The following is a 23,304-nucleotide window of genomic DNA, read 5'->3' as shown; positions in this document are numbered from 1 at the left end:
TGCAGGGTCTCAATGCAAAGCAGATTAATCCGGGCGCGCAGTCAGATGCTGATGCGCGACAGTTTGATATCGGGTTCCTGATTGACGCTCAGATGTTCGACGATCGCATCCTGCAAACGGCTGCACAGCAGCGGATCGGATAACGGCTGATTGTGCGCGTCGGTGATGAAGAACACGTCTTCCACCCGTTCGCCCAGCGTGGCGATCTTGGCGTTCTGCAGTGACAGGTCGAACTCGAGGAATATCCCGCCAACGCGCGCCAGCAGTCCTGGCCGGTCGGGCGCGGTGAGCTCCAGCACCGTCACTGGTCGCTGGGCGTCGTTGTGGATCGTCACCTGCGGCGCAAAGGCAAAGTGCTTGAGCTGGCGTGGTACCCGGCGCTGGATGATCGTCGGGTAGTCGTCCGGGTTGCGCAAGGCTTCGGTCAGGCCTTCGCGGATCTGCTTGACCCGGGCCGGGTTGTAGCCAATCGAGTCGCCATCGGTGTCGAGCACGATGTAGGTGTCGAGGGTGAACTGGCTGCTCGAGGTGATGACCCGGGCATCATGAATGTTCAGGTTGAGCTGGTCCATCGCCGCCACGGTCACGGCAAAGAAATCGTGCTGATCGGGTGCATAGATGAAGATCTGCGTACCGCCCTCGAACTCGCGTTGGGTGGTTTCCTTGATCAGCACCAGTGGGCCACCATCGGTGGGCTGCTGGAGAATTGCATCGCTGTGCCAGGCCACATCGCCTGCTGTGTGACGCAGGAAGTAGTCATCGCCCAACTGCGCCCACAATTGCTCGACATCGTCCGGATCGGTGCCGCCGCGCACCAGGATGTCCAGGGCCGCGCTCTGGGTCTGGCGGATCTGCTCTTCGCGATCCACCGGGTTCTCGAGGCCTCGGCGCAGGGCGCGTTTGGTCTCGGTGTAGAGTTGGCGCAGCAGGCTCGCGCGCCATGAATTCCAGAGTGTCGGATTGGTCGCGTTGATATCGGCGACCGTCAGCACATACAGGTAGTCGAGGCGGGTTTCGTCGCCGACGGCCTGAGCGAAGTCGTGGATCACTTGCGGGTCGGACAAGTCTTTACGTTGGGCCGTGGTCGACATCACCAGGTGGTTCTGCACCAGCCAGACGATCAGACGGCTGTCCCATACCGGTAACTGATGACGCTGGCAGAACGCCTCGGCATCGACCGCACCGATTTCCGAGTGATCGCCATGCCGGCCCTTGCCGATGTCGTGGTACAGGCCGGCGAGGTAGATCAGCTCCGGTTTGGGCAGCTTGCCCATGAGCTTGCTGGCCAGCGGGAATTTTTCCGATACCTGGGTGTACTGCAACTTACGCAGGTGTTTGATGAGGTTCAGGGTGTGTGCGTCGACCGTATAGATGTGGAACAGGTCGTGCTGCATCTGCCCGACGATAAAGCCGAACTCCGGCAGGTAGCGCCCGAGAATGCCGTAACGGTTCATCCGCCGCAGGTTTCGGTGGATGCCGACCTTGCACTTGAACAGCTCGATGAACAGGCTGGTATTGCGGATATCGTTGCGGAAGTTATCGTCGATCAGGTGACGGTACTCGCGCAGCAGGCGAATGGTGTCGGCACGCACGCCTTTGATTTCAGGCTGCTGAGCCATCAACACGAAAATTTCGAGCATGGCGAACGGCGTGCGGCGGAATACATTGTCACTGCGCGCCTCGATATAGCCGTCGTGCAGTTGGAAGCGCGAGTTGATCGGTTGCGGCGGTGCTTCGTCCTCCGGTGCGAGAATGACCTCTTCGAAGTGCTGGATGATCAAGTCGCTGAGCTGGGCGATGCTCATCACTACGCGAAAGTACTGTTGCATGAAGTTTTCGACGGCCTGCTTGGCGTCGTCACCTTCAAAACCCAGTAACCCGGCAATGGTGCGTTGATAATCGAACAGCAGACGGTCTTCAGAGCGTCCGGCCAGCATGTGCAGGGCGTAACGCACCTTCCACAAAAACTCCTGCGAAGAGGCGAGCAAGGCGTTTTCGCTCTCGACCAGGAAGCCTTCGCCGGCCAGCGCGCGCAGGTTGAGAGTGCCGTATTGACGACGGGCAACCCAAAGAATCGTCTGAATGTCCCGCAGTCCGCCGGGCGAGCCTTTGACGTTGGGTTCCAGGTTGTATTCGGTGTCGTTGTACTTGTGGTGGCGAGTCTTCTGTTCGGCGCGCTTGGCCAGAAAGAACTCTTTGGCTGGCCACATGTGCGCGGTACTGGTGACGTCCAGCATGCGCTGGCGCAAACGCTCGGGGCCGCAAATGGTGCGGCTTTCCATCAGGTTGGTGACCACTGTCAGGTCGGCGCGGGCTTCTTCGGCGCATTCATCGACCGAGCGAACGCTCTGACCGACTTCGAGGCCGATGTCCCACAGCAAAGTCAGAAAACGCTCGATGGAATCGCGGAAAACTTCGTGATCGGCGCTGTCCAGCAGGATCAGCAGATCGATGTCCGAGTAAGGGTGCAACTCCCCTCGGCCGTAGCCGCCGACCGCGACCAGCGCGATATCGGCGTCTTCACTCCAGTTGAACTGCTCCCAGGCCTTTTGCAGGATGTTGTCGACGAACCAGGCGCGGTCTTCGATCAGCCGGCGGATGTCACGGCCGCAGCGAAAACGTGTGTCGAGCACCTCGCGGGCCTGGCGGATGGCCTTCTTGAACGCCGCTATGGGGCTCGCTTTCAGGGCCAGTTCAGCCTGGAACTGGCCGCGGTCGAAGAGTTCGGGATCCACCTGCGGCATCGATTTGCTTTCCTTCTGTAAAAGGCTGAGAGCGTGCTGGGGATCAGGCCGAAATGCGCGCGATGGTGTCGTCAGCGCGCAGAGTGAAGATCTCGTAGCCAGTGTCGGTTACCAGCAGGGTATGTTCCCACTGTGCCGAGAGCTTGCGGTCCTTGGTGATCGCCGTCCAGCCGTCGCCCAATACTTTGGTGTCGGCCTTGCCCTGATTGATCATCGGCTCGATGGTGAAGGTCATGCCGGCCTTCAGTTCCATGCCGGTGCCGGCGCGGCCGTAGTGGAGGATCTGTGGCTCTTCGTGGAACACCTTGCCGATGCCGTGACCACAGAATTCGCGAACCACCGAGAAACCGTTCTTTTCCGCATGCTTCTGGATGACTTCACCGATGTCACCCAGGCGGCAGCCAGGTTTGACGATCTCGATGGCCTTGTACATGCATTCCTGGGTGATCTGCGAAAGGCGCTCGGCCCAGACCGGTACTTCGCCGACGTGGAACATGCGGCTGGTGTCGCCGTGATAGCCGTCCTTGATCACTGTCACGTCGATGTTCAGGGTGTCGCCGTTTTTCAGCGGTTTGTCGTTCGGGATGCCGTGGCAGACCACATGGTTGATCGAGGTGCAGATCGACTTCGGATAGCCCTTGTAGTTGAGCGGGGCAGGGATGGCCTGCTGCACATTGACGATGTAGTCGTGGCAGATCTGGTTCAATTGATCAGTGGTAATGCCCGGTTTTACATGCTCGGCAATCATTTCCAGCACATCGGCGGCCAGTTTGCCGGCGACACGCATACCAGCGATGTCCTCGGGGGTTTTGAGGTTGACGGTCATACAGGCTCTCTCTGCGCTCGGCGGCGCTTGCTGATACGGGTAGGGTGGCAACTGTTCGTTTTGCGACCCCGAAAAACGCGATTCTAACAGACCAAAGGAGCAATTCCGCGCCGGTGTGCATCGCTTCTCTCTATACAATGGCGGGTGCCGGGCCGATTCCAAGGGGGCTGCGCCCATGTCCTTGGTGTGATTACAGATTTCGGGTTCCGTTTCTGCACACCCTGTGGTATAAAATGCGCCGCTTTCCGGGGATGCCCCGAAAAGCTTAAATCCACACACGTGTCGACACGATGACCTGGGTGCTTTTGGCTTTATGCCACTGGTTGGTCATTGGGATACGTGGAGGCCAAACCCGACTTATTAAGGAACTATCATGTCCCAAGTCAACATGCGCGATATGCTGAAGGCCGGTGTGCACTTCGGTCACCAAACCCGTTACTGGAATCCGAAAATGGGTAAGTACATTTTCGGCGCGCGTAACAAGATTCACATTATCAACCTTGAAAAAACCCTGCCAATGTTCAACGAAGCTCTGACTTTCGTAGAGCGTCTGGCCCAGGGCAAAAACAAGATTCTGTTCGTCGGCACCAAGCGTTCCGCTGGCAAGATCGTTGCTGAAGAAGCAGCACGTTGCGGTTCGCCGTACGTCGATCACCGCTGGTTGGGCGGCATGCTGACCAACTTCAAAACCATTCGTGCTTCCATCAAGCGTCTGCGTGACCTTGAAGTTCAAGCCGAAGACGGTACCTTCGCCAAGCTGACCAAGAAAGAAGCGCTGATGCGCACTCGTGATCTTGAGAAGCTGGATCGCTCCCTGGGCGGCATCAAGGACATGGGCGGTCTGCCAGACGCACTGTTCGTGATCGACGTTGACCACGAGCGCATCGCGATCACCGAAGCCAACAAGCTGGGCATTCCGGTCATCGGCGTTGTCGATACCAACAGCAGCCCGGAAGGCGTTGACTACATCATCCCAGGCAACGATGACGCAATCCGCGCTATCCAGCTGTACATGGGTTCGATGGCTGACGCAGTTATCCGTGGTCGCAACAATGTTGGCGGCGGCACTGTAGAATTCGCAGCTGAAGAAACTCAGGCTGCAGCTGAGTAATTGACGCCCTGGCGTTGACTCAGTAAGCAAAAAGGGGGCTTGGCCCCCTTTTTGCCACCTCGAAAACCATTTGTCGGCGCCCACTTGTGGTAGCGCTCACCCTGCATCTGTAACGTGCAGCGGCTACAAGGTGATTCGGGAAGAATTGAACGCCCGTTCGATCGGGTGGAATGGTTGAAAACCTATCCAAGAGGAATTTGAAAATGGCAGCAATTACTGCAGCGTTGGTTAAAGAACTGCGCGAGCGTACCGGCGAAGGCATGATGGATTGCAAGAAAGCCCTGGAAAAGGCTGACGGCGACATCGAAAAAGCCATTGATGACATGCGTGCTTCGGGCGCGATCAAAGCTGCGAAAAAAGCTGGCAACGTTGCCGCTGAAGGCGCAATCGCAATCAAGGACGACGGTAAAGCTGCCGTTATCCTGGAAGTGAACTCGCAGACCGACTTCCTGGCTCTGCAAGACGACTTCAAAAACTTTGTTGCTGCCAGCGTTGAAAAAGCTTTCGCTGACAAGCTGACCGATGCGGCTCCGCTGATCGCTGCTCAAGAAGCTGATCGCGAAGCACTGGTTGCCAAAGTAGGCGAAAACGTCAACATCCGTCGTCTGACCCGTATCGAAAGTGACGTTGTGGGCTCGTACCTGCACGGCAACAAGATCGGTGTTGTTGTGGCTCTGAAAGGCGGTGACGTCGAGCTGGCCAAAGACATCGCGATGCACGTAGCTGCAAGCAACCCTGAGTTCCTGCTGCCTTCGCAAGTTTCGGCTGAAGCGATCGAGCGCGAAAAAGCTGTGTTCATGCAGCTGAACGAAGAAAAAATCAAAGGCAAGCCAGAAAACATTGTTGAGAACATGGTCAAGGGCCGTATCAGCAAGTTCCTGGCAGAAGCGAGCCTGGTTGAGCAGGCGTTCGTCAAAAACCCTGAAATCAAGGTTGGCGAGCTGGCCAAGAAAGGCGGCGCAGAAATCGTTTCCTTCACTTACTACAAAGTAGGCGAAGGCATCGAGAAGCCGGTCGACAACTTCGCTGAAGAAGTTGCTGCCCAGCTGGCTGCCGCCAAGCAGTAAGACGGTTTTTCAACTGTCGCCCGAAAGAGGCTGCCCGCTCACGCGCGCAGCCTCTTTTCAGATGGGGCAACCAATTTTTTATTGGTTTCCACTTGGAACTGACTTACAAAGCCATGTTCCGATGGCGCTGAAGCAGCGCCAAGCTAGAGTGAACGCCAGCTGTAAACAGCTCGCAAAGAATTTTAAATACGCCGCAGGAGAGATTCGCAATGGCTCAGCAGGGCAGTGGTTATCAGGCTCGCTATAAACGCATTCTACTCAAGCTTAGCGGCGAGGCCCTGATGGGCTCGGAAGAGTTCGGGATCGATCCGAAAGTGTTGGATCGAATGGCGCTGGAAGTCGGTCAGCTGGTCGGTATCGGCGTACAGGTCGGTCTGGTGATCGGTGGTGGTAACCTGTTCCGCGGCGAAGCGCTGAGCAAAGCCGGCATGGATCGGGTGACAGGCGACCACATGGGCATGCTGGCCACTGTGATGAATGCCCTGGCCATGCGCGACGCGCTGGAGCGTGCCAATATCTCGGCCATCGTGATGTCGGCCATTTCCATGGTCGGCGTAACCGATCACTATGATCGCCGCAAAGCCATGCGCCACCTGAACTCCAAAGACGTCGTGATTTTCGCGGCCGGTACCGGCAATCCGTTCTTCACCACGGATTCGGCAGCCTGCCTGCGCGCAATCGAAATCGACGCGGACGTCGTGCTCAAGGCGACCAAGGTTGATGGCGTCTACACAGCCGATCCGTTCAAAGACCCGCATGCCGAGAAGTTCGATCATCTGACTTATGATGAAGTGCTGGATCGCAAGCTGGGTGTGATGGACCTGACGGCTATTTGCCTGTGCCGCGACCACAAGATGCCGCTGCGCGTATTCAACATGAACAAACCCGGTGCCCTGCTGAACATCGTCCATGGCGGCGCTGAAGGTACCCTGATCGAGGAAGGTCAACAATGATCAACGAAATCAAGAAAGACGCTCAAGAGCGTATGCAAAAGTCTCTGGACTCCCTGTCCCATGCATTCGGTCAGATTCGTACCGGCAAGGCGCACCCAAGCATTCTGGGTAGCGTGATGGTGCCTTACTACGGCACTGACACCCCGCTGAGTGGCGTTGCCAACGTCACCGTGAAAGACTCGCGCACGCTGCAGGTCGTGGCGTTCGAGCGCAACATGCTCGCAGCCGTCGACAAGGCTATCCAGAGCGCCGGTCTGAACCTCAACCCGACTAACCTGGGTGAGTTGCTGTTGATCCCGATGCCGGCCCTCACCGAGGAAACGCGTAAAGGCTTCACCAAGCAGGCACGCAGCGCTGCTGAAGACGCGCGTGTTGCCGTGCGCAATATTCGTCGTGATGCTTTGGGCGAGCTCAAGAAACTGGTCAAGGACAAGGAAATCAGCGAAGACGAAGAGCGTCGTGCCATCGCTGATATCGATAAGCTGACCAAAGAATCCGAGGCCCAGATCACCAAGGCCACGGACGAGAAAGAAAAAGACCTGATGGCCGTATAAGGGTCGAGCTTTAAATGGACAAGACCAAGCAGACTGCGCCGTCCGCGGTGCCGCGCCATGTCGCGATCATCATGGATGGCAACAATCGCTGGGCGAAAAAACGCTTTATGCCGGGTGTTGCCGGGCATAAAGCGGGTGTGGATGCTGTTCGGGCCGTGATCGAGGTGTGTGCTGAGGCCAAGGTCGAAGTGCTCACCCTGTTCGCCTTCTCCAGTGAGAACTGGCAGCGCCCGGCCGATGAGGTCAGTGCCTTGATGGATCTGTTCTTCAAGGCCTTGCGTCGTGAGGCCAAGCGCCTCAACGACAACAACATCAGCCTGCGCATCATTGGCGATCGTTCGCGCTTCCATCCGGAGCTTCAGGCCGCGATGCGCGAAGCCGAAGCCATGACTGCGGGCTCCAATCGTTTTATCCTGCAGATCGCCGCCAACTACGGCGGTCAGTGGGATATCGCGCAAGCCGCGCAGCGTTTGGCGCGTGAAGTTCAGGCCGGGCATCTGCGTCCGGAAGACATTACTCCTGATCTGCTGCAAACCTGTCTGGCGACCGGCGATCTGCCGTTGCCGGACTTGTGCATCCGCACGGGCGGAGAGCACCGCATCAGCAACTTCCTGCTGTGGCAACTGGCTTACGCCGAGTTGTACTTCTCCGACCTGTTCTGGCCGGACTTCAAACACGATGCCATGCGCAATGCGCTGGCTGATTTCGCTTCGCGCCAGCGTCGTTTCGGTAAAACGAGCGAACAGGTCGAAGCTGGAGCCCGGGTTTAATGCTTAAACAACGAATCATCACTGCACTGATCCTGCTGCCGATCGCCTTGTGCGGGTTTTTCCTGCTCGAAGGTTCCGGTTTTGCGCTGTTCATCGGTCTGGTCGTGAGCCTCGGTGCCTGGGAATGGGCACGTCTGGCGGGCTTCACCGCACAATCGTTTCGCGTCGGCTTTGCTGCCGTCGTCGCATTGATGCTGTTCGTCATGTACGTGGTGCCCAGTCTCGCGCCGTGGGTGTTGGGTGCTTCGGTGCTTTGGTGGGCAGTTGCGACGTATCTGGTGCTGACCTACCCGCGTTCCAGCGAACATTGGTCCAGTGCTGCCAGCAAGCTAGTGATTGGTCTGTTGATTTTGCTGCCGGCCTGGCAAGGCCTGATGCAGATCAAGCAATACCCATTGGGTAACTGGCTGATCATGGCAGTGATGGTGCTGGTCTGGGGCGCAGATATCGGCGCTTATTTTTCCGGTCGTGCATTCGGCAAGCGTAAGTTGGCCCCTCAAGTCAGTCCGGGTAAAAGCTGGGAAGGCGTCTACGGCGGTCTTGCCCTCAGTCTGGTGATCACCGCTATTGTCGGCCTGGTACGTGACTGGACGGTTGCCGAGTTGCTCAAGGGTTTGATTGGTGCTGCGCTGATCGTCTTCATCTCGGTTGTGGGCGACCTCACCGAAAGCATGTTCAAGCGTCAGTCCGGCATCAAGGACAGCAGTAATCTGCTGCCAGGTCATGGCGGCGTTCTTGATCGTATCGACAGTCTGACCGCGGCCATTCCAGTCTTCGCGGTGTTGCTGTGGATGGCTGCGCCGTGAGCCGCCCGCAACAGATCACTGTTTTGGGGGCGACCGGCTCGATTGGTCTGAGCACCCTTGATGTTATTGCGCGTCACCCTGAGCGCTATCAGGTTTTCGCATTGAGCGGTTTCACTCGCCTGAGTGAGTTGCTGGCGTTGTGCATACGGCATGTGCCGCAATTTGCCGTGGTACCGCAAGTCGCCGCTGCGCGCGGTTTGCAGGACGATTTGCGCGCAGCCGGTTTGTCGACCCGTGTGCTGGTGGGGGAAGAGGGCCTGTGTCAGGTCGCTTCTGCTCCGGAAGTCGATGCGGTGATGGCGGCGATCGTTGGCGCGGCTGGCCTGCGTCCGACTCTGGCGGCCGTCGTGGCCGGCAAGAAGATCCTTTTGGCCAATAAAGAGGCGCTGGTAATGTCCGGCGCCCTGTTTATGCAGGCGGTACGCCAAAGCGGCTCTGTGCTGCTGCCGATCGACAGCGAACACAACGCGATTTTCCAGTGTATGCCACTGGATTTTGCTCGCGGATTGAGCGCTGTCGGTGTTCGCCGGATTTTGCTTACAGCCTCTGGTGGTCCGTTCCGACAGACGCCGATGAGCGAATTGGCGCACGTTTCACCTGAGCAAGCGTGTGCCCACCCGAACTGGTCCATGGGGCGCAAGATTTCAGTAGACTCGGCCAGCATGATGAATAAAGGTCTTGAGTTGATCGAGGCTTGCTGGTTGTTTGATGCAAAGCCGTCGCAAGTCGAGGTGGTGATCCACCCGCAGAGCGTGATTCACTCGCTGGTCGACTATGTCGATGGCTCGGTACTGGCGCAATTGGGGAACCCTGACATGCGCACACCGATCGCCAATGCTCTGGCTTGGCCGGAACGCATAGACTCCGGTGTGGCGCCGCTGGATCTGTTCGCAGTTGCGCGCCTGGACTTTGAGGCGCCGGATGAGCAGCGCTTCCCTTGTCTGCGTCTGGCGCGTCAAGCTGCCGAAGCAGGCGACAGTGCACCGGCGATGCTCAATGCGGCGAACGAAGTGGCGGTGGCGGCGTTTCTCGACGGACGAATCCGTTACCTGGAAATCGCGAGTATCATCGAGCAGGTGTTGAACCTCGAACCGGTCGTAGCACTGGATGATCTCGACGCTGTGTTTACGGCTGACGCCAAGGCGCGAGTTCTGGCTGAGCAGTGGTTGAAGCGTCACGATCGATAGAATTTGAAACACAATGGCGTCACGCGGCACTGAACAGGATTGCGGAGAAAGTAGATGAGCGCGCTCTATATGATTGCCGGCACCCTGATCGCCTTGGGTGTGCTGGTCACCTTTCACGAATTCGGCCACTTCTGGGTCGCGCGGCGCTGTGGCGTCAAGGTTCTGCGCTTTTCCGTAGGCTTCGGCATGCCTCTGCTGCGCTGGCACGACAAACAGGGCACTGAGTTCGTCATCGCCGCGATTCCGCTGGGTGGCTACGTCAAAATGCTCGACGAGCGTGAGGGCGAGGTGCCGGTTGATCAACTGGATCACTCGTTTAACCGCAAGACGGTTCGTCAGCGAATCGCCATTGTTGCCGCCGGCCCTGTCGCCAACTTCCTTTTGGCCCTGGTGTTTTTCTGGGTGCTGGCCATGCTCGGTAGCGAGCAGGTACGCCCGGTCATCGGTGCGGTCGAGTCTGGCAGCATCGCCGCCAAGGCTGGTTTGGGTGTGGGGCAGGAGATCGTCGCGATTGATGGCGAGCCGACCACCGGTTGGGCTGCCGTCAACTTGCAGTTGGTGCGTCGGCTTGGTGAAAGCGGTTCGTTGCAGTTGCTGGTGCGTGAGCAGGGCTCTACCGCGGACTCTCCACGCGAGTTGGTGCTGGATCACTGGCTGCAGGGGGCTGATGAGCCCGATCCTATCCGCTCATTGGGTATTCGTCCGTGGCGTCCGGCCTTGGCGCCCGTGCTTGCCGAGCTTGATCCAGAAGGTCCAGCTCAGGCGGCTGGCCTGAAAACCGGTGATCGCCTTCTGTCTTTGGATGGCCAGGCGCTTAATGACTGGCAGCAAGTGGTTGATACCGTTCGTACGCGTCCTGATACCAAAATCATGCTGCGTATCGAGCGCGACGGTGCTCAAATCGACGTCCCGGTCACCTTGGCAGCGCGCGGCAAAAGCAAGTCTCCAAGCGGTTATCTGGGGGCGGGTGTAAAAGCTGTCGACTGGCCACCGGAGATGATCCGCGAAGTCAGTTACGGGCCGTTGGCCGCGATTGGCGAGGGCGCCCATCGTACTTGGACCATGAGCATTCTGACGCTGGACTCACTCAAGAAAATGCTGTTCGGCGAGCTCTCGGTAAAAAACTTGAGTGGACCGATAACCATTGCTAAAGTGGCGGGCGCTTCTGCCAAGTCGGGCGTCGCTGATTTCCTGAATTTCCTTGCTTATCTGAGTATTAGCCTGGGAGTTCTGAATTTGCTGCCCATCCCTGTACTGGATGGGGGGCATTTGTTGTTTTATCTGATCGAGTGGGCGCGTGGTCGTCCCTTGTCGGATCGGGTGCAAGGTTGGGGGATACAGATCGGTATCAGTTTGGTGGTCGGGGTGATGTTGCTTGCTCTGGTCAACGATCTGGGTCGACTGTAACGCTTCGCTGAATTGCGAATCTGCCGCATTTTGCGGCAGTTTGTTTATTGCCAGTTGGAATAAGAAAGGACTTCATGAAACGTCTGCTGCTAACTGCGGTTCTCACCGTATTGATGATCGCCGAAGTTCACGCCGAGTCCTTCACTATCTCTGATATTCGCGTCAATGGCCTCCAGCGGGTCTCCGCGGGTAGCGTCTTTGGTGCCTTGCCGTTGAACGTCGGCGAGCAGGCGGATGATCGTCGCCTGGTGGAATCCACTCGTGCGTTGTTCAAAACCGGTTTCTTTCAAGATATCCAGCTGGGCCGCGAAGGCAACGTTCTGGTGATCACGGTTGTTGAGCGTCCATCTGTCGCCAGTATCGAGATCGAAGGTAACAAAGCGATCTCTACTGAAGACTTGATGAAAGGCCTCAAGCAATCCGGTCTGGCCGAAGGCGAGATCTTCCAGCGTGCCACCCTCGAAGGTGTCCGTAACGAACTGCAACGCCAGTACGTCGCGCAAGGCCGCTATTCCGCGACCGTCGATACCGAAGTGGTATCGCAGCCGCGTAACCGTGTTGGCCTGAAAGTGAAGATCAACGAAGGCACCGTTGCTGCCATTCAGCACATCAACGTGGTAGGCAACACGGTTTTTCCCGAGGAAGACCTGACCGACCTGTTCGAGCTGAAAACCACCAACTGGCTGTCGTTCTTCAAGAACGATGACAAATATGCCCGTGAAAAACTGTCCGGTGACCTGGAGCGTCTGCGTTCCTACTACCTGGATCGCGGCTATATCAATATGGATATTGCTTCGACCCAGGTGTCCATCACTCCGGACAAGAAGCATGTCTACATCACCGTCAACGTGACCGAGGGTGAGAAATACACCGTTCGTGACGTCAAACTCAGCGGTGATCTCAAAGTACCTGAAGATCAGATCAAGTCCTTGTTGCTGGTGCAGAAAGGCCAGGTGTTCTCGCGCAAGCTGATGACCACTACTTCTGAACTGATCACCCGTCGTCTGGGTAACGAGGGTTATACCTTCGCCAACGTCAACGGCGTGCCTCAGCCGCACGACGATGATCACACCGTAGACATCCTGTTTGCTGTCGATCCGGGCAAGCGTGCCTACGTCAACCGCATCAACTTCCGTGGCAACACCAAGTCCGAGGACGAAGTGCTGCGTCGCGAAATGCGTCAAATGGAAGGTGGCTGGGCTTCGACCTACCTGATCGACCAATCCAAGACCCGTCTTGAGCGTCTGGGCTTCTTCAAGGAAGTCAACGTCGAAACGCCGGCTGTTCCGGGTGTCGACGACCAGGTTGATGTGAACTACAGCGTTGAAGAGCAGGCTTCCGGTTCGATTACCGCCAGCGTCGGTTTCGCCCAGAGCGCCGGTTTGATCCTCGGTGGTTCGATTACCCAGAACAACTTCCTCGGTACCGGTAACCGCGTCAGCGTCGGTCTGACTCGAAGCGAATACCAGAGCCGCTACAACTTCGGCTACGTTGACCCCTACTGGACCGCCGATGGCGTGAGCCTGGGTTACAACGCGTTCTATCGCACAACCGACTACGCTGAACTCGATGCCGATATTTCGAGCTATTCCGTAGACAGCCTGGGTGCGGGTGTTAACGTTGGCTACCCGATCAGCGAGACTTCGCGACTGACCTTCGGTCTGTCTGCCCAGCAAGACAAGATCAAGACCGGCAAATACACCGTTGACGAGATTTTCGACTTCGTTAACAAAGAAGGCGACAACTACCTGAACTTCAAGGCGTCGGCCGGCTGGTCCGAGTCGACCCTGAACAAAGGTGTACTGCCAACCCGTGGTCGCTCCCAGAGCCTCACCCTGGAAACCACCATTCCGGGCAGCGACCTTGCATTCTACAAACTTGACTACCGTGGTCAGTTGTTCCAGCCGATCAGCGAAAACTACACTTTGCGTCTGCACACCGAACTGGGTTATGGCGACGGTTATGGTTCCACAGATGGCTTGCCGTTCTATGAAAACTACTATGCTGGTGGTTTCAACTCGGTTCGTGGCTTCAAGGACAGCACCCTCGGCCCGCGTAGCACACCAAGTTCGGGCAACAACCCGGGTACTGTCAAAGATCCGGACCAAGACCCGCTGCCGTTCGGTGGCAACGTCCTGATTCAGGGCGGTGTGGAAGTTCTGTTCCCGCTGCCATTCGTCAAGGATCAGCGTTCCCTGCGTACTTCGGTATTCTGGGACGTGGGTAACGTTTTCGATTCGCAGTGCAAGGACACCACCAACGCAAACGGCACTTCGTCCAACACCAAGTGCAACGACATCAGCCTGAGCAACATGGCCAGTTCCGTCGGTGTTGGCGTGACCTGGGTTACCGCGCTGGGCCCCCTGAGTTTTGCTCTGGCCATGCCGGTCAAAAAACCGGATAACGCTGAAACTCAAGTGTTCCAATTCTCCCTCGGCCAGACGTTCTAAGCGTCTGACCCAAGATAACGACAATGGATTTTGTAGGAGTGCATCGTGCGTAAGTTGACTCAATTGGTTCTCCTGGCCTCCGTACTGGTGGCAGGCCCGGCATTCGCCGACATGAAAATTGCCGTTCTGAACTATCAGATGGCGTTGCTGGAATCGGACGCGGCCAAGAAATACGCTGTCGATGCGGAGAAGAAGTTCGGTCCTCAACTGACCAAGCTCAAAACTCTGGAAAGCAGCGCCAAGGGCATTCAGGATCGTCTGATGGCCGGTGGTGACAAGATGCAGCAGGGCGAGCGTGAGCGTCTGGAGCTGGAGTTCAAGCAAAAGGCCCGTGACTTCCAGTTCCAGTCCAAGGAACTGAATGAAGCCAAGGCCGTTGCTGACCGCGAAATGCTCAAGCAACTGAAGCCGAAACTGGATAGCGCTGTAGAAGGCGTCATCAAGAAAGGTGGTTTTGACCTGGTGCTCGAACGTGGCGCAGTGATCGATGTCAAGCCTCAGTACGACATCACACGCCAGGTTATCGAGCGCATGAATCAGCTGAAGTAACCCATGACCGTGACTATCAAGCTCGGCCAGTTGGCCGAGTTCCTCGGCGCCACCCTGCGTGGCGACCCGGAGAAGCAAATTACTGGGCTAGCCACTTTGCAAGAGGCTGGCCCAGCTCAGTTGAGCTTTCTGGCAAATCCTCAATATCGAAAATACCTGGCCGGTTCTCAGGCAGCAGCCTTGTTGCTCAAAGACGCCGACGCAGAAGGTTTTGCCGGTAATGCAGTGGTGGTGCCAGATCCTTATCTGGCTTATGCACGTATCTCTCACTTGTTCGATCCCAAACCGAAAGCTGCCGCGGGTATCCATCCCTCGGCAGTCATCGCTGACGACGCTGTGGTTGATCCAACCGCCAGCATCGGCCCCTTCGTGGTGATCGAGGCGGGTGCACGCATTGGGGCGCAAGTCACGCTGGGTGCCCATTGCGTCATCGGTGCCCGCAGCGAAATCGGCGAGGGCGGCTGGCTCGCTCCGCGTGTCACGCTGTATCACGATGTGCACATCGGCAAGCGTGTGGTTGTCCAGTCCGGTGCCGTGCTCGGTGGTGAAGGCTTCGGCTTCGCCAATGAGAAGGGTATCTGGCAGAAAATTGCCCAGATCGGTGGTGTGACCATCGGCGACGATGTGGAGATCGGCGTGAATACTGCCATCGACCGCGGCGCGTTGGCCGATACCGTGATCGGCAATGGCGTGAAACTCGACAACCAGATCCAGATTGCCCACAACGTCCAGGTCGGTGATCACACTGCCATGGCCGCGTGCGTCGGGATCTCCGGTAGCACCAAAATCGGCAAGCACTGCATGCTGGCCGGAGGTGTCGGTCTGGTCGGCCACATTGATATTTGCGACAACGTTTTCCTGACCGGGATGACCATGGTGACGCACTCGATTACCGAGCCAGGCGCCTATTCTTCCGGCACAGCCATGCAACCGGCTGCCGAATGGCGCAAAAGCGCGGCACGCATTCGTCAGCTCGATGACATCGCGCGTCGTTTTAAACAGCTGGAAAAGCGCGTTGGGGAAGTGACCCCTGACGGCAATGCTTCATCAGATGGCTGATACCATTTCCATATCAAGTGTGCACAGCCTCTAGACTGCCTCCTTGATTTGCTAGAGGAGTGCGCGTCAGTCGCGCTCCCAATCTTTACATAGGCTTCCCCCCGAAATGATGGACATCAACGAGATTCGCGAATACCTGCCTCACCGTTACCCGTTCCTGCTGGTGGACCGGGTGGTGGATCTGGACACTGAAGGCAAGCGCATTCGCGCCTACAAGAATGTCAGCATCAATGAACCTTTCTTCAATGGTCACTTCCCGGCGCATCCAATCATGCCAGGCGTGCTGATCATCGAAGCGATGGCTCAAGCTGCCGGGATCCTCGGTTTCAAAATGCTCGACGTCAAACCGGCGGACGGCACCCTTTATTACTTCGTTGGTTCCGACAAGCTGCGTTTCCGCCAACCGGTCAAGCCTGGCGACCAGTTGATCCTTGAAGCCACGTTCATTAGCTGTAAACGCAAGATCTGGAAGTTTGAATGCCAGGCTTCGGTCGATGGCAAGCCGGTCTGCTCGGCCGAGATCATCTGCGCGGAACAAAAAGTATGAGTTTGATTGACCCTCGCGCAATCATCGATCCGTCGGCCGTTCTGGCAGACGGCGTCGAGGTCGGCCCTTGGTCGATCATCGGCGCAGGTGTGGAAATCGGCGAGGGTACCGTGATCGGGCCGCATGTGATCCTCAAAGGCCCGACACGTATCGGCAAGCACAATCGCATTTACCAGTTTTCCTCGGTAGGCGAAGACACGCCCGATCTGAAGTACAAAGGTGAAGAGACCCGACTGGTGATAGGTGACCACAACGTCATCCGCGAAGGCGTGACGATTCACCGTGGCACCGTGCAGGACCGTTCGGAAACCACGCTGGGCGATCACAACCTGATCATGGCCTATGCCCACATCGGTCACGACAGTGTCATCGGCAATAACTGCATCCTGGTCAACAACACGGCGTTGGCCGGCCATGTGCATGTTGACGACTGGGCGATCCTCTCCGGGTTCACCCTGGTTCACCAGTATTGCCACATTGGCGCCCATAGCTTTTCAGGCATGGGTACCGCGATCGGTAAAGACGTTCCCGCGTTTGTCACCGTGTTTGGCAACCCGGCCGAGGCGCGCAGCATGAATTTCGAAGGCATGCGCCGTCGCGGTTTCAGCGAAGACGCTATCCACGCATTGCGTCGTGCCTATAAGACCGTTTATCGCCAAGGGCTGACAGTCGAGCAGGCACTGGCTCAACTGGCCGAGCCTGCTGCTCTGTTCCCGGAAGTCGCGGTGTTTCGCGATTCCATCCAGTCGTCGACACGCGGCATCACCCGCTGATCATGGCCAATTTGCGTATTGCGCTGGTGGCGGGTGAAGCTTCCGGTGACATTTTGGGTGCCGGCCTCATGCGTGCCCTCAAGGCACAGCATCCGTCGGTCGAGTTCATCGGTGTCGGCGGTCCGTTGATGCAGGCGGAAGGTCTGACCTCGTACTTTCCCATGGAGCGCTTGTCGGTCATGGGGCTGGTTGAGGTCCTCGGTCGTTTGCGCGAGTTGCTCAAGCGTCGTAAAGAGCTGATTGCCACGCTGATTGCCGAAAAACCGGACGCGTTCATCGGTATCGATGCCCCCGACTTCAACCTCAATATCGAACTCAAGCTGCGTCAGGCCGGGATCAAAACCGTGCATTACGTCAGCCCGTCGGTGTGGGCGTGGCGGCAGAAGCGCGTGCTGAAGATTCGCGAAGGCTGCGATTTGATGCTCACCCTTTTCCCGTTCGAAGCCAGATTCTACGAAGAGAAAGGCGTACCGGTACGCTTCGTCGGTCACTCGCTGGCCGATGCCATTCCGCTGGAGGCTGATCGTGCGGCTGCGCGTGCCGAGTTGGGATTGCCTGATGGGCCGCTGATCGCGCTGATGCCTGGTAGTCGTGGCGGTGAGGTCGGTCGCCTCGGCGCACTGTTCCTCGATACCGCCCAGCGCCTGCGCGCGATGCGTCCGGGTGTGCGCTTTGTCATGCCGTGCGCCAGCCCGGAGCGCCGTTTGCAGCTTGAAGAACTGCTCGCTGGCCGCGATTTGCCGGTGACCTTGCTCGATGGCAAGTCTCATCTGGCCTTGGCTGCCTGTAACGCCGTATTGATCGCCTCCGGTACGGCAACCCTCGAAGCGCTGTTGTACAAGAGGCCGATGGTGGTTGCCTATCGTCTGGCACCGCTGACGTTCTGGATTCTCAAACGCATGGTCAAGAGCCCGTATGTATCGCTGCCAAATCTGTTGGCCCAGCGTCTGCTGGTTCCGGAGTTGTTGCAGGACGATGCAACTGTCGAGGCGCTTGCCCAGACCCTGTCGCCCTTGATCGAGGGCGGTGAAGAGCAGACTCGCGGCTTCGACGAGATTCACCGCACGCTGCGTCTGGACGCATCCAATCAGGCGGCGCATGCCGTCCTTAACCTGATCGGTCAATCACGATGAGCAAGACAAGCATGCAAATGGGCCTGGATTTCACGTTGGTCGCCGAAGTTGAAGAACTGGTCGCCGGCGTCGATGAAGTCGGTCGCGGCCCGTTGTGCGGTGCAGTGGTGACGGCAGCGGTGATCCTCGATCCGAACCGCCCTATCGTCGGGCTCAACGACTCGAAGAAACTCACCGAAGCCAAACGGGAAAAGCTTTACGACGAGATCATCGAAAAATCCCTGAGCTGGTGCATCGCTCGCGCCGAAGTCGAAGAAATCGATGAATTGAATATTTTGCACGCGACCATGCTGGCCATGCAGCGCGCCGTGGCCGGGCTGCACATCCAGCCGAAACTGGCGATGATCGATGGCAACCGCTGCCCGAAACTGCCGATGCGCGCCGAAGCGGTTGTAAAGGGCGATAGCAAGGTGCCTGCCATTGCTGCGGCATCGATTCTGGCCAAGGTCAGTCGTGACCGCGAAATGGCTGCGTTCGAACTGATTTACCCGGGTTATGGCATTGGCGGCCACAAAGGCTATCCGACGCCCGTTCATCTGGAAGCATTGGCCCGGCTCGGGCCGACCCCGATTCACCGGCGCTCGTTCGCCCCGGTGCGTCAGGCTTATGAGGCGCTGGAAGGCCTGACGCAGGTTTAGTCGCAAGGCTGATGTTTTGTTCGAGGCCCGGTACAATCCGGGCCTTGTTGTCTCTATGTAACTGGACAGGATCACTATGCCGGCTTCATTCGTTCACCTACGCCTGCACACTGAATACTCCCTGGTCGACGGGCTGGTGCGGATCAAGCCACTGGTCAAGGCCCTGGCTGGCATGAACATGCCGGCCGTCGCGGTCACCGATCAGAACAACATGTGTTCCCTGGTCAAATTCTATAAAAACACCATGGGCGCAGGGATCAAGCCGATCTGCGGCGCTGACCTGTGGCTGTCGAACAAGGATCCGGATGCGCCGCTGAGCCGGATCAGCCTGTTGGTCATGAACGCCAAGGGCTATCGCAATCTCACTGAGCTGATTTCCCGTGGCTTCATTGAAGGTCAGCGCAATGGCATGATCATCGTCGAGCGCGAGTGGGTCGCCGAGGCCAGCGAAGGCCTGATCATGCTGTCTGCCGCCAAAGAAGGCGAGATCGGCATGGCCCTCATCGGCGGTAACCCGGCTGAAGCTGAGGTTCTGACGCGTGAATGGATGGCGGTGTTTCCGGATCGTTTTTATCTGGAAATCCAGCGTACCAACCGTCCCAACGATGAAGAGCAACTGCATGGTGCTGTGGCTCTGGCTGACAAGCTGGGCGCGCCACTGGTGGCGAGCAACGATGTGCGTTTCATCAAGCAGGAAGACTTCGCCGCCCACGAAACCCGCGTTTGCATCGGTGAGGGCCGCGCCCTCGACGATCCGCGGCGTTCGAAGAATTACAGCGATCAGCAATACCTCAAAAGCGCCGAGGAAATGGCCGAGCTGTTCAGCGACATTCCTGACGCCATCGAAAACACCGTCGAAATTGCCAAACGCTGCAATATCGATGTGAAACTGGGCACGCACTTCCTGCCCAACTTCCCGATTCCCGATGGCATGACCATCGATGAGTACTTCCGCAAGGTGTCCTTCGACGGTCTGGAGGAGCGGCTCGCGGTTCTGTTGCCCAAAGACACCACCGAAGACTACGAAGCCAAGCGTCAGGTGTACGTCGACCGCTTGAATTTCGAGCTGGATATCATCATCCAGATGGGCTTCCCCGGTTATTTCCTGATCGTGATGGACTTTATCCAGTGGGCCAAGAACAACGGCGTACCGGTTGGACCTGGTCGTGGGTCGGGTGCCGGATCGCTGGTGGCCTATGTGCAGAAAATCACCGACCTCGACCCGCTGGAATACGACCTGCTGTTCGAACGTTTCCTTAACCCGGAACGGGTATCGATGCCCGACTTCGACGTCGACTTCTGCATGGACGGTCGTGACCGGGTGATCGACTATGTGGCCGAGAAATACGGGCGCAACGCGGTAAGCCAGATCATCACCTTCGGTTCCATGGCGGCAAAAGCTGTGGTGCGTGACGTGGCGCGGGTACAGGGCAAGTCCTACGGCCTGGCGGATCGTCTGTCGAAGATGATTCCGTTTGAAGTCGGCATGACCCTGGAAAAAGCCTACGAGCAGGAAGAGATCCTGCGCGACTTCATCAAGGTCGATGAAGAGGCGGCGGAAATCTGGGAGATGGCGCGCAAGCTCGAAGGCGTTGTGCGTAACGTCGGCAAGCACGCTGGTGGTGTGGTGATCGCACCGACCAAACTGACCGACTTCTCGCCGATCTATTGCGACGAGGCCGGTGACGGTCTGGTAACCCAGTTCGACAAGGACGATGTTGAGGCTGCCGGTCTGGTGAAGTTCGACTTCCTCGGTCTGCGGACGTTGACGGTTATTGACTGGGCGCTAAAGACCATCAACCGAGACCGCGCCAAGGTCGACGAACCACCGCTGGATATCGCGTTCATCCCGCTGGATGACAAACCGACTTACCAGTTGCTGCAAAAAGCTGAAACCACTGCGGTGTTCCAGCTTGAATCCCGAGGCATGAAAGAGCTGATCAAAAAGCTCAAGCCCGACTGCCTGGAAGACTTGATCGCACTGGTAGCGCTGTTCCGTCCGGGCCCGCTGCAGTCCGGCATGGTGGACGACTTCATCAACCGTAAGCACGGTCGCGCCGAACTGGCGTACCCGCACTCGGATTACCAGTACGAGGGCCTCAAGCCAGTATTGGCACCGACTTACGGCATCATCCTGTATCAGGAACAGGTGATGCAGATTGCCCAGGTCATGGCCGGTTACACCCTCGGCGGTGCGGACATGCTGCGTCGGGCGATGGGTAAGAAAAAACCCGAAGAGATGGCCAAACAGCGCGGCGGTTTCATTGAAGGTTGCAAGACCAACAATATCGACGCCGACCTCGCCGGTAACATTTTCGACCTGGTGGAAAAATTCGCCGGTTACGGCTTCAACAAGTCTCACTCCGCCGCTTACGGTCTGGTTTCGTATCAGACTGCCTGGCTGAAAACCCATTACCCGGCGCCGTTCATGGCTGCGGTACTGTCGGCGGACATGCACAACACCGACAAGGTCGTGACCTTGATCGAAGAAATTCGCACGATGAAGCTGCGTCTCGACGCGCCAGACGTGAATACTTCGGAGTTCAAGTTCACGGTGAACGACGACGGCCGCATTGTGTATGGCCTCGGCGCGATCAAAGGGGTCGGTGAAGGCCCGGTAGAAGCAATCACTGAGGCGCGTCAGGAAGGCCCGTTCAAGGATTTGTTCGATTTCTGCGCCCGTGTCGACCTCAAGCGCATCAACAAGCGCACGCTCGACGGTTTGATTCGCAGCGGTGCACTGGATCGTCTGGGGCCTTATTTTCACGACGAACAAAAGGCTTATCAGGCCAATATCGACCGTAATCGCGCGGTGTTGCTGGCGGCGATGGAGGAGGCGATCAAGGCTGCAGAGCAAACCGCCCGCACCCACGACAGTGGTCACGCCGACCTGTTTGGCGGTCTGTTCGTCGAGGAAGATGCTGACGTTTATGCCAGTCATCGCAAAGCCAAGGAGCTGACCCTCAAGGAGCGCCTCAAGGGTGAAAAAGACACCCTGGGCCTGTACCTGACCGGTCACCCGATTGACGAATACGAAGGTGAGATCCGCCGTTTCGCCCGCCAGCGCATCATCGACCTGAAACCGGCGCGCGATACGCAAACCGTGGCCGGGATGATCATTGCCCTGCGGGTGATGAAGAACAAGAAGGGCGACAAGATGGGCTTCATCACCCTCGACGACCGCTCCGGCCGGATCGAAGCGTCGCTGTTTGCCGAAGCGTTCCATTCCGCGCAGTCGCTGTTGCAGACCGACGCGATGGTGGTGGTTGAAGGCGAGGTCAGCAACGATGACTTCTCCGGCGGCCTGCGCCTGCGGGTCAAGCGCGTGATGAGCATGGAAGATGCGCGCACCAACCTTGCCGAAAGCCTGCGCCTGAAGCTGCAAACCCAGGACCTCAAAGGCGATCAGCTACGCTGGTTGGGTGATTTGCTCAAGCGTCATCGCGGGGCGTGTCCGATCACCATGGAGTACACCAGCCCCGATGCGAAGACCTTGCTGCAGTTTGGCGAGACCTGGCGCATCGACCCGGCGGATGCGTTGATTCAAGCCTTGCGTGACCAGTTCGGGCGAGACAACGTCTTCCTCCAATACCGTTGAGCGGCAGGTGCCATCATTGCGCTTGCCCGAAACCTGAATTTTTAATCTCGACCTTAGCGCGCCTCTCCCTTAAGGTAGGGCGCGAATAGACAACCGGCCGACCCAAGCTCATTTGGGATACGACCCAAGACGGACGCCTATGAACCCGAATTTTCTAGATTTCGAACAGCCGATCGCCGACCTGCAAGCCAAGATCGAAGAGTTGCGCTTGGTCGGTAATGACAATTCGCTGAATATCGGCGATGAGATCTCCCGCCTGCAGGACAAGAGCAAAACGCTGACCGAGGACATCTTCGGCAAGCTGACCAGCTGGCAGATCGCACGCTTGGCGCGTCACCCGAAACGCCCGTATACCCTGGACTACATCGAACACATCTTCACCGAGTTCGATGAACTGCACGGCGACCGTCACTTCTCCGACGACGCTGCGATCGTGGGGGGCATTGCTCGTCTGGAAGACCAGCCAGTGATGATCATCGGTCACCAGAAGGGCCGCGAAGTCCGTGAAAAAGTACGCCGCAACTTCGGCATGCCGCGTCCGGAAGGCTACCGCAAGGCATGCCGTCTGATGGAAATGGCCGAGCGTTTCAAAATGCCGATCCTGACCTTCATCGACACCCCGGGTGCCTATCCAGGTATCGACGCCGAAGAGCGTAACCAGAGCGAAGCCATCGCCTGGAACCTGCGTGTGATGTCGCGCCTGAAGACCCCGATCATCGCCACCGTTATCGGCGAGGGTGGTTCAGGCGGTGCACTGGCCATCGGTGTTTGCGATCAGTTGAACATGCTGCAGTACTCGACCTACGCGGTGATCTCGCCGGAAGGTTGTGCTTCGATTCTGTGGAAAACCGCCGAAAAAGCGCCGGACGCTGCTGAAGCCATGGGCATCACTGCCGAGCGCCTGAAAGGTCTGGGCATCGTTGACAAGGTGATCGGCGAGCCTTTGGGCGGCGCTCACCGTGATCCGGCCGCTGCCGCTGCCTCGATTCGTGCCGAGCTGAGCTCGCAGCTGGCAATGCTGAAGAAGTTCGACAACGAAGCGCTGCTCAAGCGCCGTTACGATCGACTGATGAGCTACGGTCTCTGACAGATCGCGCAATACCCAATGTGGGAGCGGGCTTGCTCGCGAAAG

At 57.7% G+C, this 23,304-nt stretch carries 19 protein-coding genes; 17 read left to right on the top strand and 2 right to left on the bottom strand.

Features of this window, described 5'->3' with window-relative positions; genetic code table 11:
- Window positions 1-41 precede the first annotated feature (41 nt).
- Together AACY11_RS08870 and map are read right to left on the bottom strand one after the other, a co-directional pair.
- Window positions 42-2,744 (bottom strand): [protein-PII] uridylyltransferase, encoded by a 2,703-nt coding sequence (locus AACY11_RS08870; protein ID WP_339494448.1) that lies wholly within the window; start codon window positions 2,742-2,744, stop codon window positions 42-44.
- A 43-nt stretch (window positions 2,745-2,787) separates the two neighbouring features.
- Window positions 2,788-3,570, bottom strand: coding sequence for a type I methionyl aminopeptidase (map, locus tag AACY11_RS08865; RefSeq protein WP_339430543.1), 783 nt, complete (start codon window positions 3,568-3,570; stop codon window positions 2,788-2,790).
- A 373-nt stretch (window positions 3,571-3,943) separates the two neighbouring features.
- On the opposite strand from map, the gene rpsB reads away from it, so the two are divergent.
- The 17 genes from rpsB (at window position 3,944) to AACY11_RS08780 (ending at window position 23,259) form a co-directional block, all read left to right on the top strand.
- Window positions 3,944-4,681, top strand: a complete 738-nt coding sequence (gene rpsB, locus AACY11_RS08860; RefSeq protein WP_095189367.1) for a 30S ribosomal protein S2 — start codon at window positions 3,944-3,946, stop codon at window positions 4,679-4,681.
- A gap of 203 nt (window positions 4,682-4,884) precedes the next feature.
- A complete protein-coding gene (gene tsf, locus AACY11_RS08855) occupies window positions 4,885-5,748 on the top strand; it encodes a translation elongation factor Ts (RefSeq protein WP_339430544.1) in 864 nt (287 codons plus the stop codon).
- A gap of 209 nt (window positions 5,749-5,957) precedes the next feature.
- On the top strand, window positions 5,958-6,701 hold the full coding sequence (gene pyrH / locus AACY11_RS08850; protein ID WP_003222124.1) for a UMP kinase: 744 nt from the start codon (window positions 5,958-5,960) through the stop codon (window positions 6,699-6,701).
- On the top strand, window positions 6,698-7,255 hold the full coding sequence (gene frr, locus AACY11_RS08845) for a ribosome recycling factor (RefSeq protein WP_339430545.1): 558 nt from the start codon (window positions 6,698-6,700) through the stop codon (window positions 7,253-7,255). The genes pyrH and frr overlap by 4 nt, the downstream gene beginning before the upstream one ends.
- A gap of 14 nt (window positions 7,256-7,269) precedes the next feature.
- On the top strand, window positions 7,270-8,025 hold the full coding sequence (uppS, locus tag AACY11_RS08840; protein ID WP_034156332.1) for a polyprenyl diphosphate synthase: 756 nt from the start codon (window positions 7,270-7,272) through the stop codon (window positions 8,023-8,025).
- Complete coding sequence (locus tag AACY11_RS08835) at window positions 8,025-8,831, top strand: phosphatidate cytidylyltransferase (protein ID WP_339494446.1); 807 nt, start codon at window positions 8,025-8,027, stop codon at window positions 8,829-8,831. Before uppS ends, AACY11_RS08835 begins: the two co-directional genes overlap by 1 nt.
- Window positions 8,828-10,018: a 1-deoxy-D-xylulose-5-phosphate reductoisomerase gene (ispC, locus tag AACY11_RS08830; RefSeq protein WP_339464337.1), complete on the top strand. Its 1,191-nt coding sequence runs from the start codon at window positions 8,828-8,830 to the stop codon at window positions 10,016-10,018. Before AACY11_RS08835 ends, ispC begins: the two co-directional genes overlap by 4 nt.
- Window positions 10,019-10,072: 54 nt before the next feature.
- The gene (rseP, locus tag AACY11_RS08825; RefSeq protein ID WP_339494444.1) at window positions 10,073-11,425 is read left to right on the top strand and encodes a sigma E protease regulator RseP; all 1,353 of its coding nucleotides are present in this window, start codon (window positions 10,073-10,075) and stop codon (window positions 11,423-11,425) included.
- Window positions 11,426-11,499: 74 nt separating this feature from the next.
- A complete protein-coding gene (bamA, locus tag AACY11_RS08820; protein WP_339430549.1) occupies window positions 11,500-13,875 on the top strand; it encodes an outer membrane protein assembly factor BamA in 2,376 nt (791 codons plus the stop codon).
- A gap of 45 nt (window positions 13,876-13,920) precedes the next feature.
- Window positions 13,921-14,424, top strand: a complete 504-nt coding sequence (locus AACY11_RS08815; RefSeq protein ID WP_339430550.1) for an OmpH family outer membrane protein — start codon at window positions 13,921-13,923, stop codon at window positions 14,422-14,424.
- A 3-nt stretch (window positions 14,425-14,427) separates the two neighbouring features.
- Window positions 14,428-15,483 (top strand): UDP-3-O-(3-hydroxymyristoyl)glucosamine N-acyltransferase, encoded by a 1,056-nt coding sequence (gene lpxD / locus AACY11_RS08810; protein ID WP_339494442.1) that lies wholly within the window; start codon window positions 14,428-14,430, stop codon window positions 15,481-15,483.
- 106 nt (window positions 15,484-15,589) lie between these two features.
- Window positions 15,590-16,030: a 3-hydroxyacyl-ACP dehydratase FabZ gene (gene fabZ, locus AACY11_RS08805; protein ID WP_042557884.1), complete on the top strand. Its 441-nt coding sequence runs from the start codon at window positions 15,590-15,592 to the stop codon at window positions 16,028-16,030.
- Window positions 16,027-16,803, top strand: a complete 777-nt coding sequence (lpxA, locus tag AACY11_RS08800; RefSeq protein ID WP_339430552.1) for an acyl-ACP--UDP-N-acetylglucosamine O-acyltransferase — start codon at window positions 16,027-16,029, stop codon at window positions 16,801-16,803. Before fabZ ends, lpxA begins: the two co-directional genes overlap by 4 nt.
- 2 nt (window positions 16,804-16,805) lie before the next feature.
- Entirely contained in the window at window positions 16,806-17,936 is a 1,131-nt protein-coding gene (lpxB, locus tag AACY11_RS08795; RefSeq protein WP_339430553.1) for a lipid-A-disaccharide synthase, read from the top strand.
- 11 nt (window positions 17,937-17,947) lie between these two features.
- On the top strand, window positions 17,948-18,574 hold the full coding sequence (gene rnhB / locus AACY11_RS08790; protein ID WP_339494479.1) for a ribonuclease HII: 627 nt from the start codon (window positions 17,948-17,950) through the stop codon (window positions 18,572-18,574).
- Between the two features lie 76 nt (window positions 18,575-18,650).
- Complete coding sequence (gene dnaE / locus AACY11_RS08785) at window positions 18,651-22,172, top strand: DNA polymerase III subunit alpha (protein ID WP_339430554.1); 3,522 nt, start codon at window positions 18,651-18,653, stop codon at window positions 22,170-22,172.
- A gap of 139 nt (window positions 22,173-22,311) precedes the next feature.
- On the top strand, window positions 22,312-23,259 hold the full coding sequence (locus AACY11_RS08780) for an acetyl-CoA carboxylase carboxyltransferase subunit alpha (protein WP_038357918.1): 948 nt from the start codon (window positions 22,312-22,314) through the stop codon (window positions 23,257-23,259).
- Window positions 23,260-23,304: the final 45 nt, after the last annotated feature.

It is taken from the genome of Pseudomonas sp. RA_105y_Pfl2_P56, assembly GCF_963970845.1.
In the GTDB taxonomy this organism is placed as follows: Bacteria; Pseudomonadota; Gammaproteobacteria; order Pseudomonadales; family Pseudomonadaceae; genus Aquipseudomonas; species Aquipseudomonas baetica_A.
The sequence above is the reverse complement of the archived record's forward strand: the minus strand, read 5'-3'. Positions and strand labels throughout refer to the sequence as shown.

Coding starts and splice junctions, on each gene's coding strand:
- AACY11_RS08870 (WP_339494448.1), bottom strand. CDS start 2,744: ATGCCGCAGGTGGATCCCGAACTCTTCGACCGCGGCCAGTTCCAGGCT.
- map (WP_339430543.1), bottom strand. CDS start 3,570: ATGACCGTCAACCTCAAAACCCCCGAGGACATCGCTGGTATGCGTGTC.
- rpsB (WP_095189367.1), top strand. CDS start 3,944: ATGTCCCAAGTCAACATGCGCGATATGCTGAAGGCCGGTGTGCACTTC.
- tsf (WP_339430544.1), top strand. CDS start 4,885: ATGGCAGCAATTACTGCAGCGTTGGTTAAAGAACTGCGCGAGCGTACC.
- pyrH (WP_003222124.1), top strand. CDS start 5,958: ATGGCTCAGCAGGGCAGTGGTTATCAGGCTCGCTATAAACGCATTCTA.
- frr (WP_339430545.1), top strand. CDS start 6,698: ATGATCAACGAAATCAAGAAAGACGCTCAAGAGCGTATGCAAAAGTCT.
- uppS (WP_034156332.1), top strand. CDS start 7,270: ATGGACAAGACCAAGCAGACTGCGCCGTCCGCGGTGCCGCGCCATGTC.
- AACY11_RS08835 (WP_339494446.1), top strand. CDS start 8,025: ATGCTTAAACAACGAATCATCACTGCACTGATCCTGCTGCCGATCGCC.
- rseP (WP_339494444.1), top strand. CDS start 10,073: ATGAGCGCGCTCTATATGATTGCCGGCACCCTGATCGCCTTGGGTGTG.
- bamA (WP_339430549.1), top strand. CDS start 11,500: ATGAAACGTCTGCTGCTAACTGCGGTTCTCACCGTATTGATGATCGCC.
- lpxD (WP_339494442.1), top strand. CDS start 14,428: ATGACCGTGACTATCAAGCTCGGCCAGTTGGCCGAGTTCCTCGGCGCC.
- fabZ (WP_042557884.1), top strand. CDS start 15,590: ATGATGGACATCAACGAGATTCGCGAATACCTGCCTCACCGTTACCCG.
- lpxA (WP_339430552.1), top strand. CDS start 16,027: ATGAGTTTGATTGACCCTCGCGCAATCATCGATCCGTCGGCCGTTCTG.
- lpxB (WP_339430553.1), top strand. CDS start 16,806: ATGGCCAATTTGCGTATTGCGCTGGTGGCGGGTGAAGCTTCCGGTGAC.
- rnhB (WP_339494479.1), top strand. CDS start 17,948: ATGCAAATGGGCCTGGATTTCACGTTGGTCGCCGAAGTTGAAGAACTG.
- dnaE (WP_339430554.1), top strand. CDS start 18,651: ATGCCGGCTTCATTCGTTCACCTACGCCTGCACACTGAATACTCCCTG.
- AACY11_RS08780 (WP_038357918.1), top strand. CDS start 22,312: ATGAACCCGAATTTTCTAGATTTCGAACAGCCGATCGCCGACCTGCAA.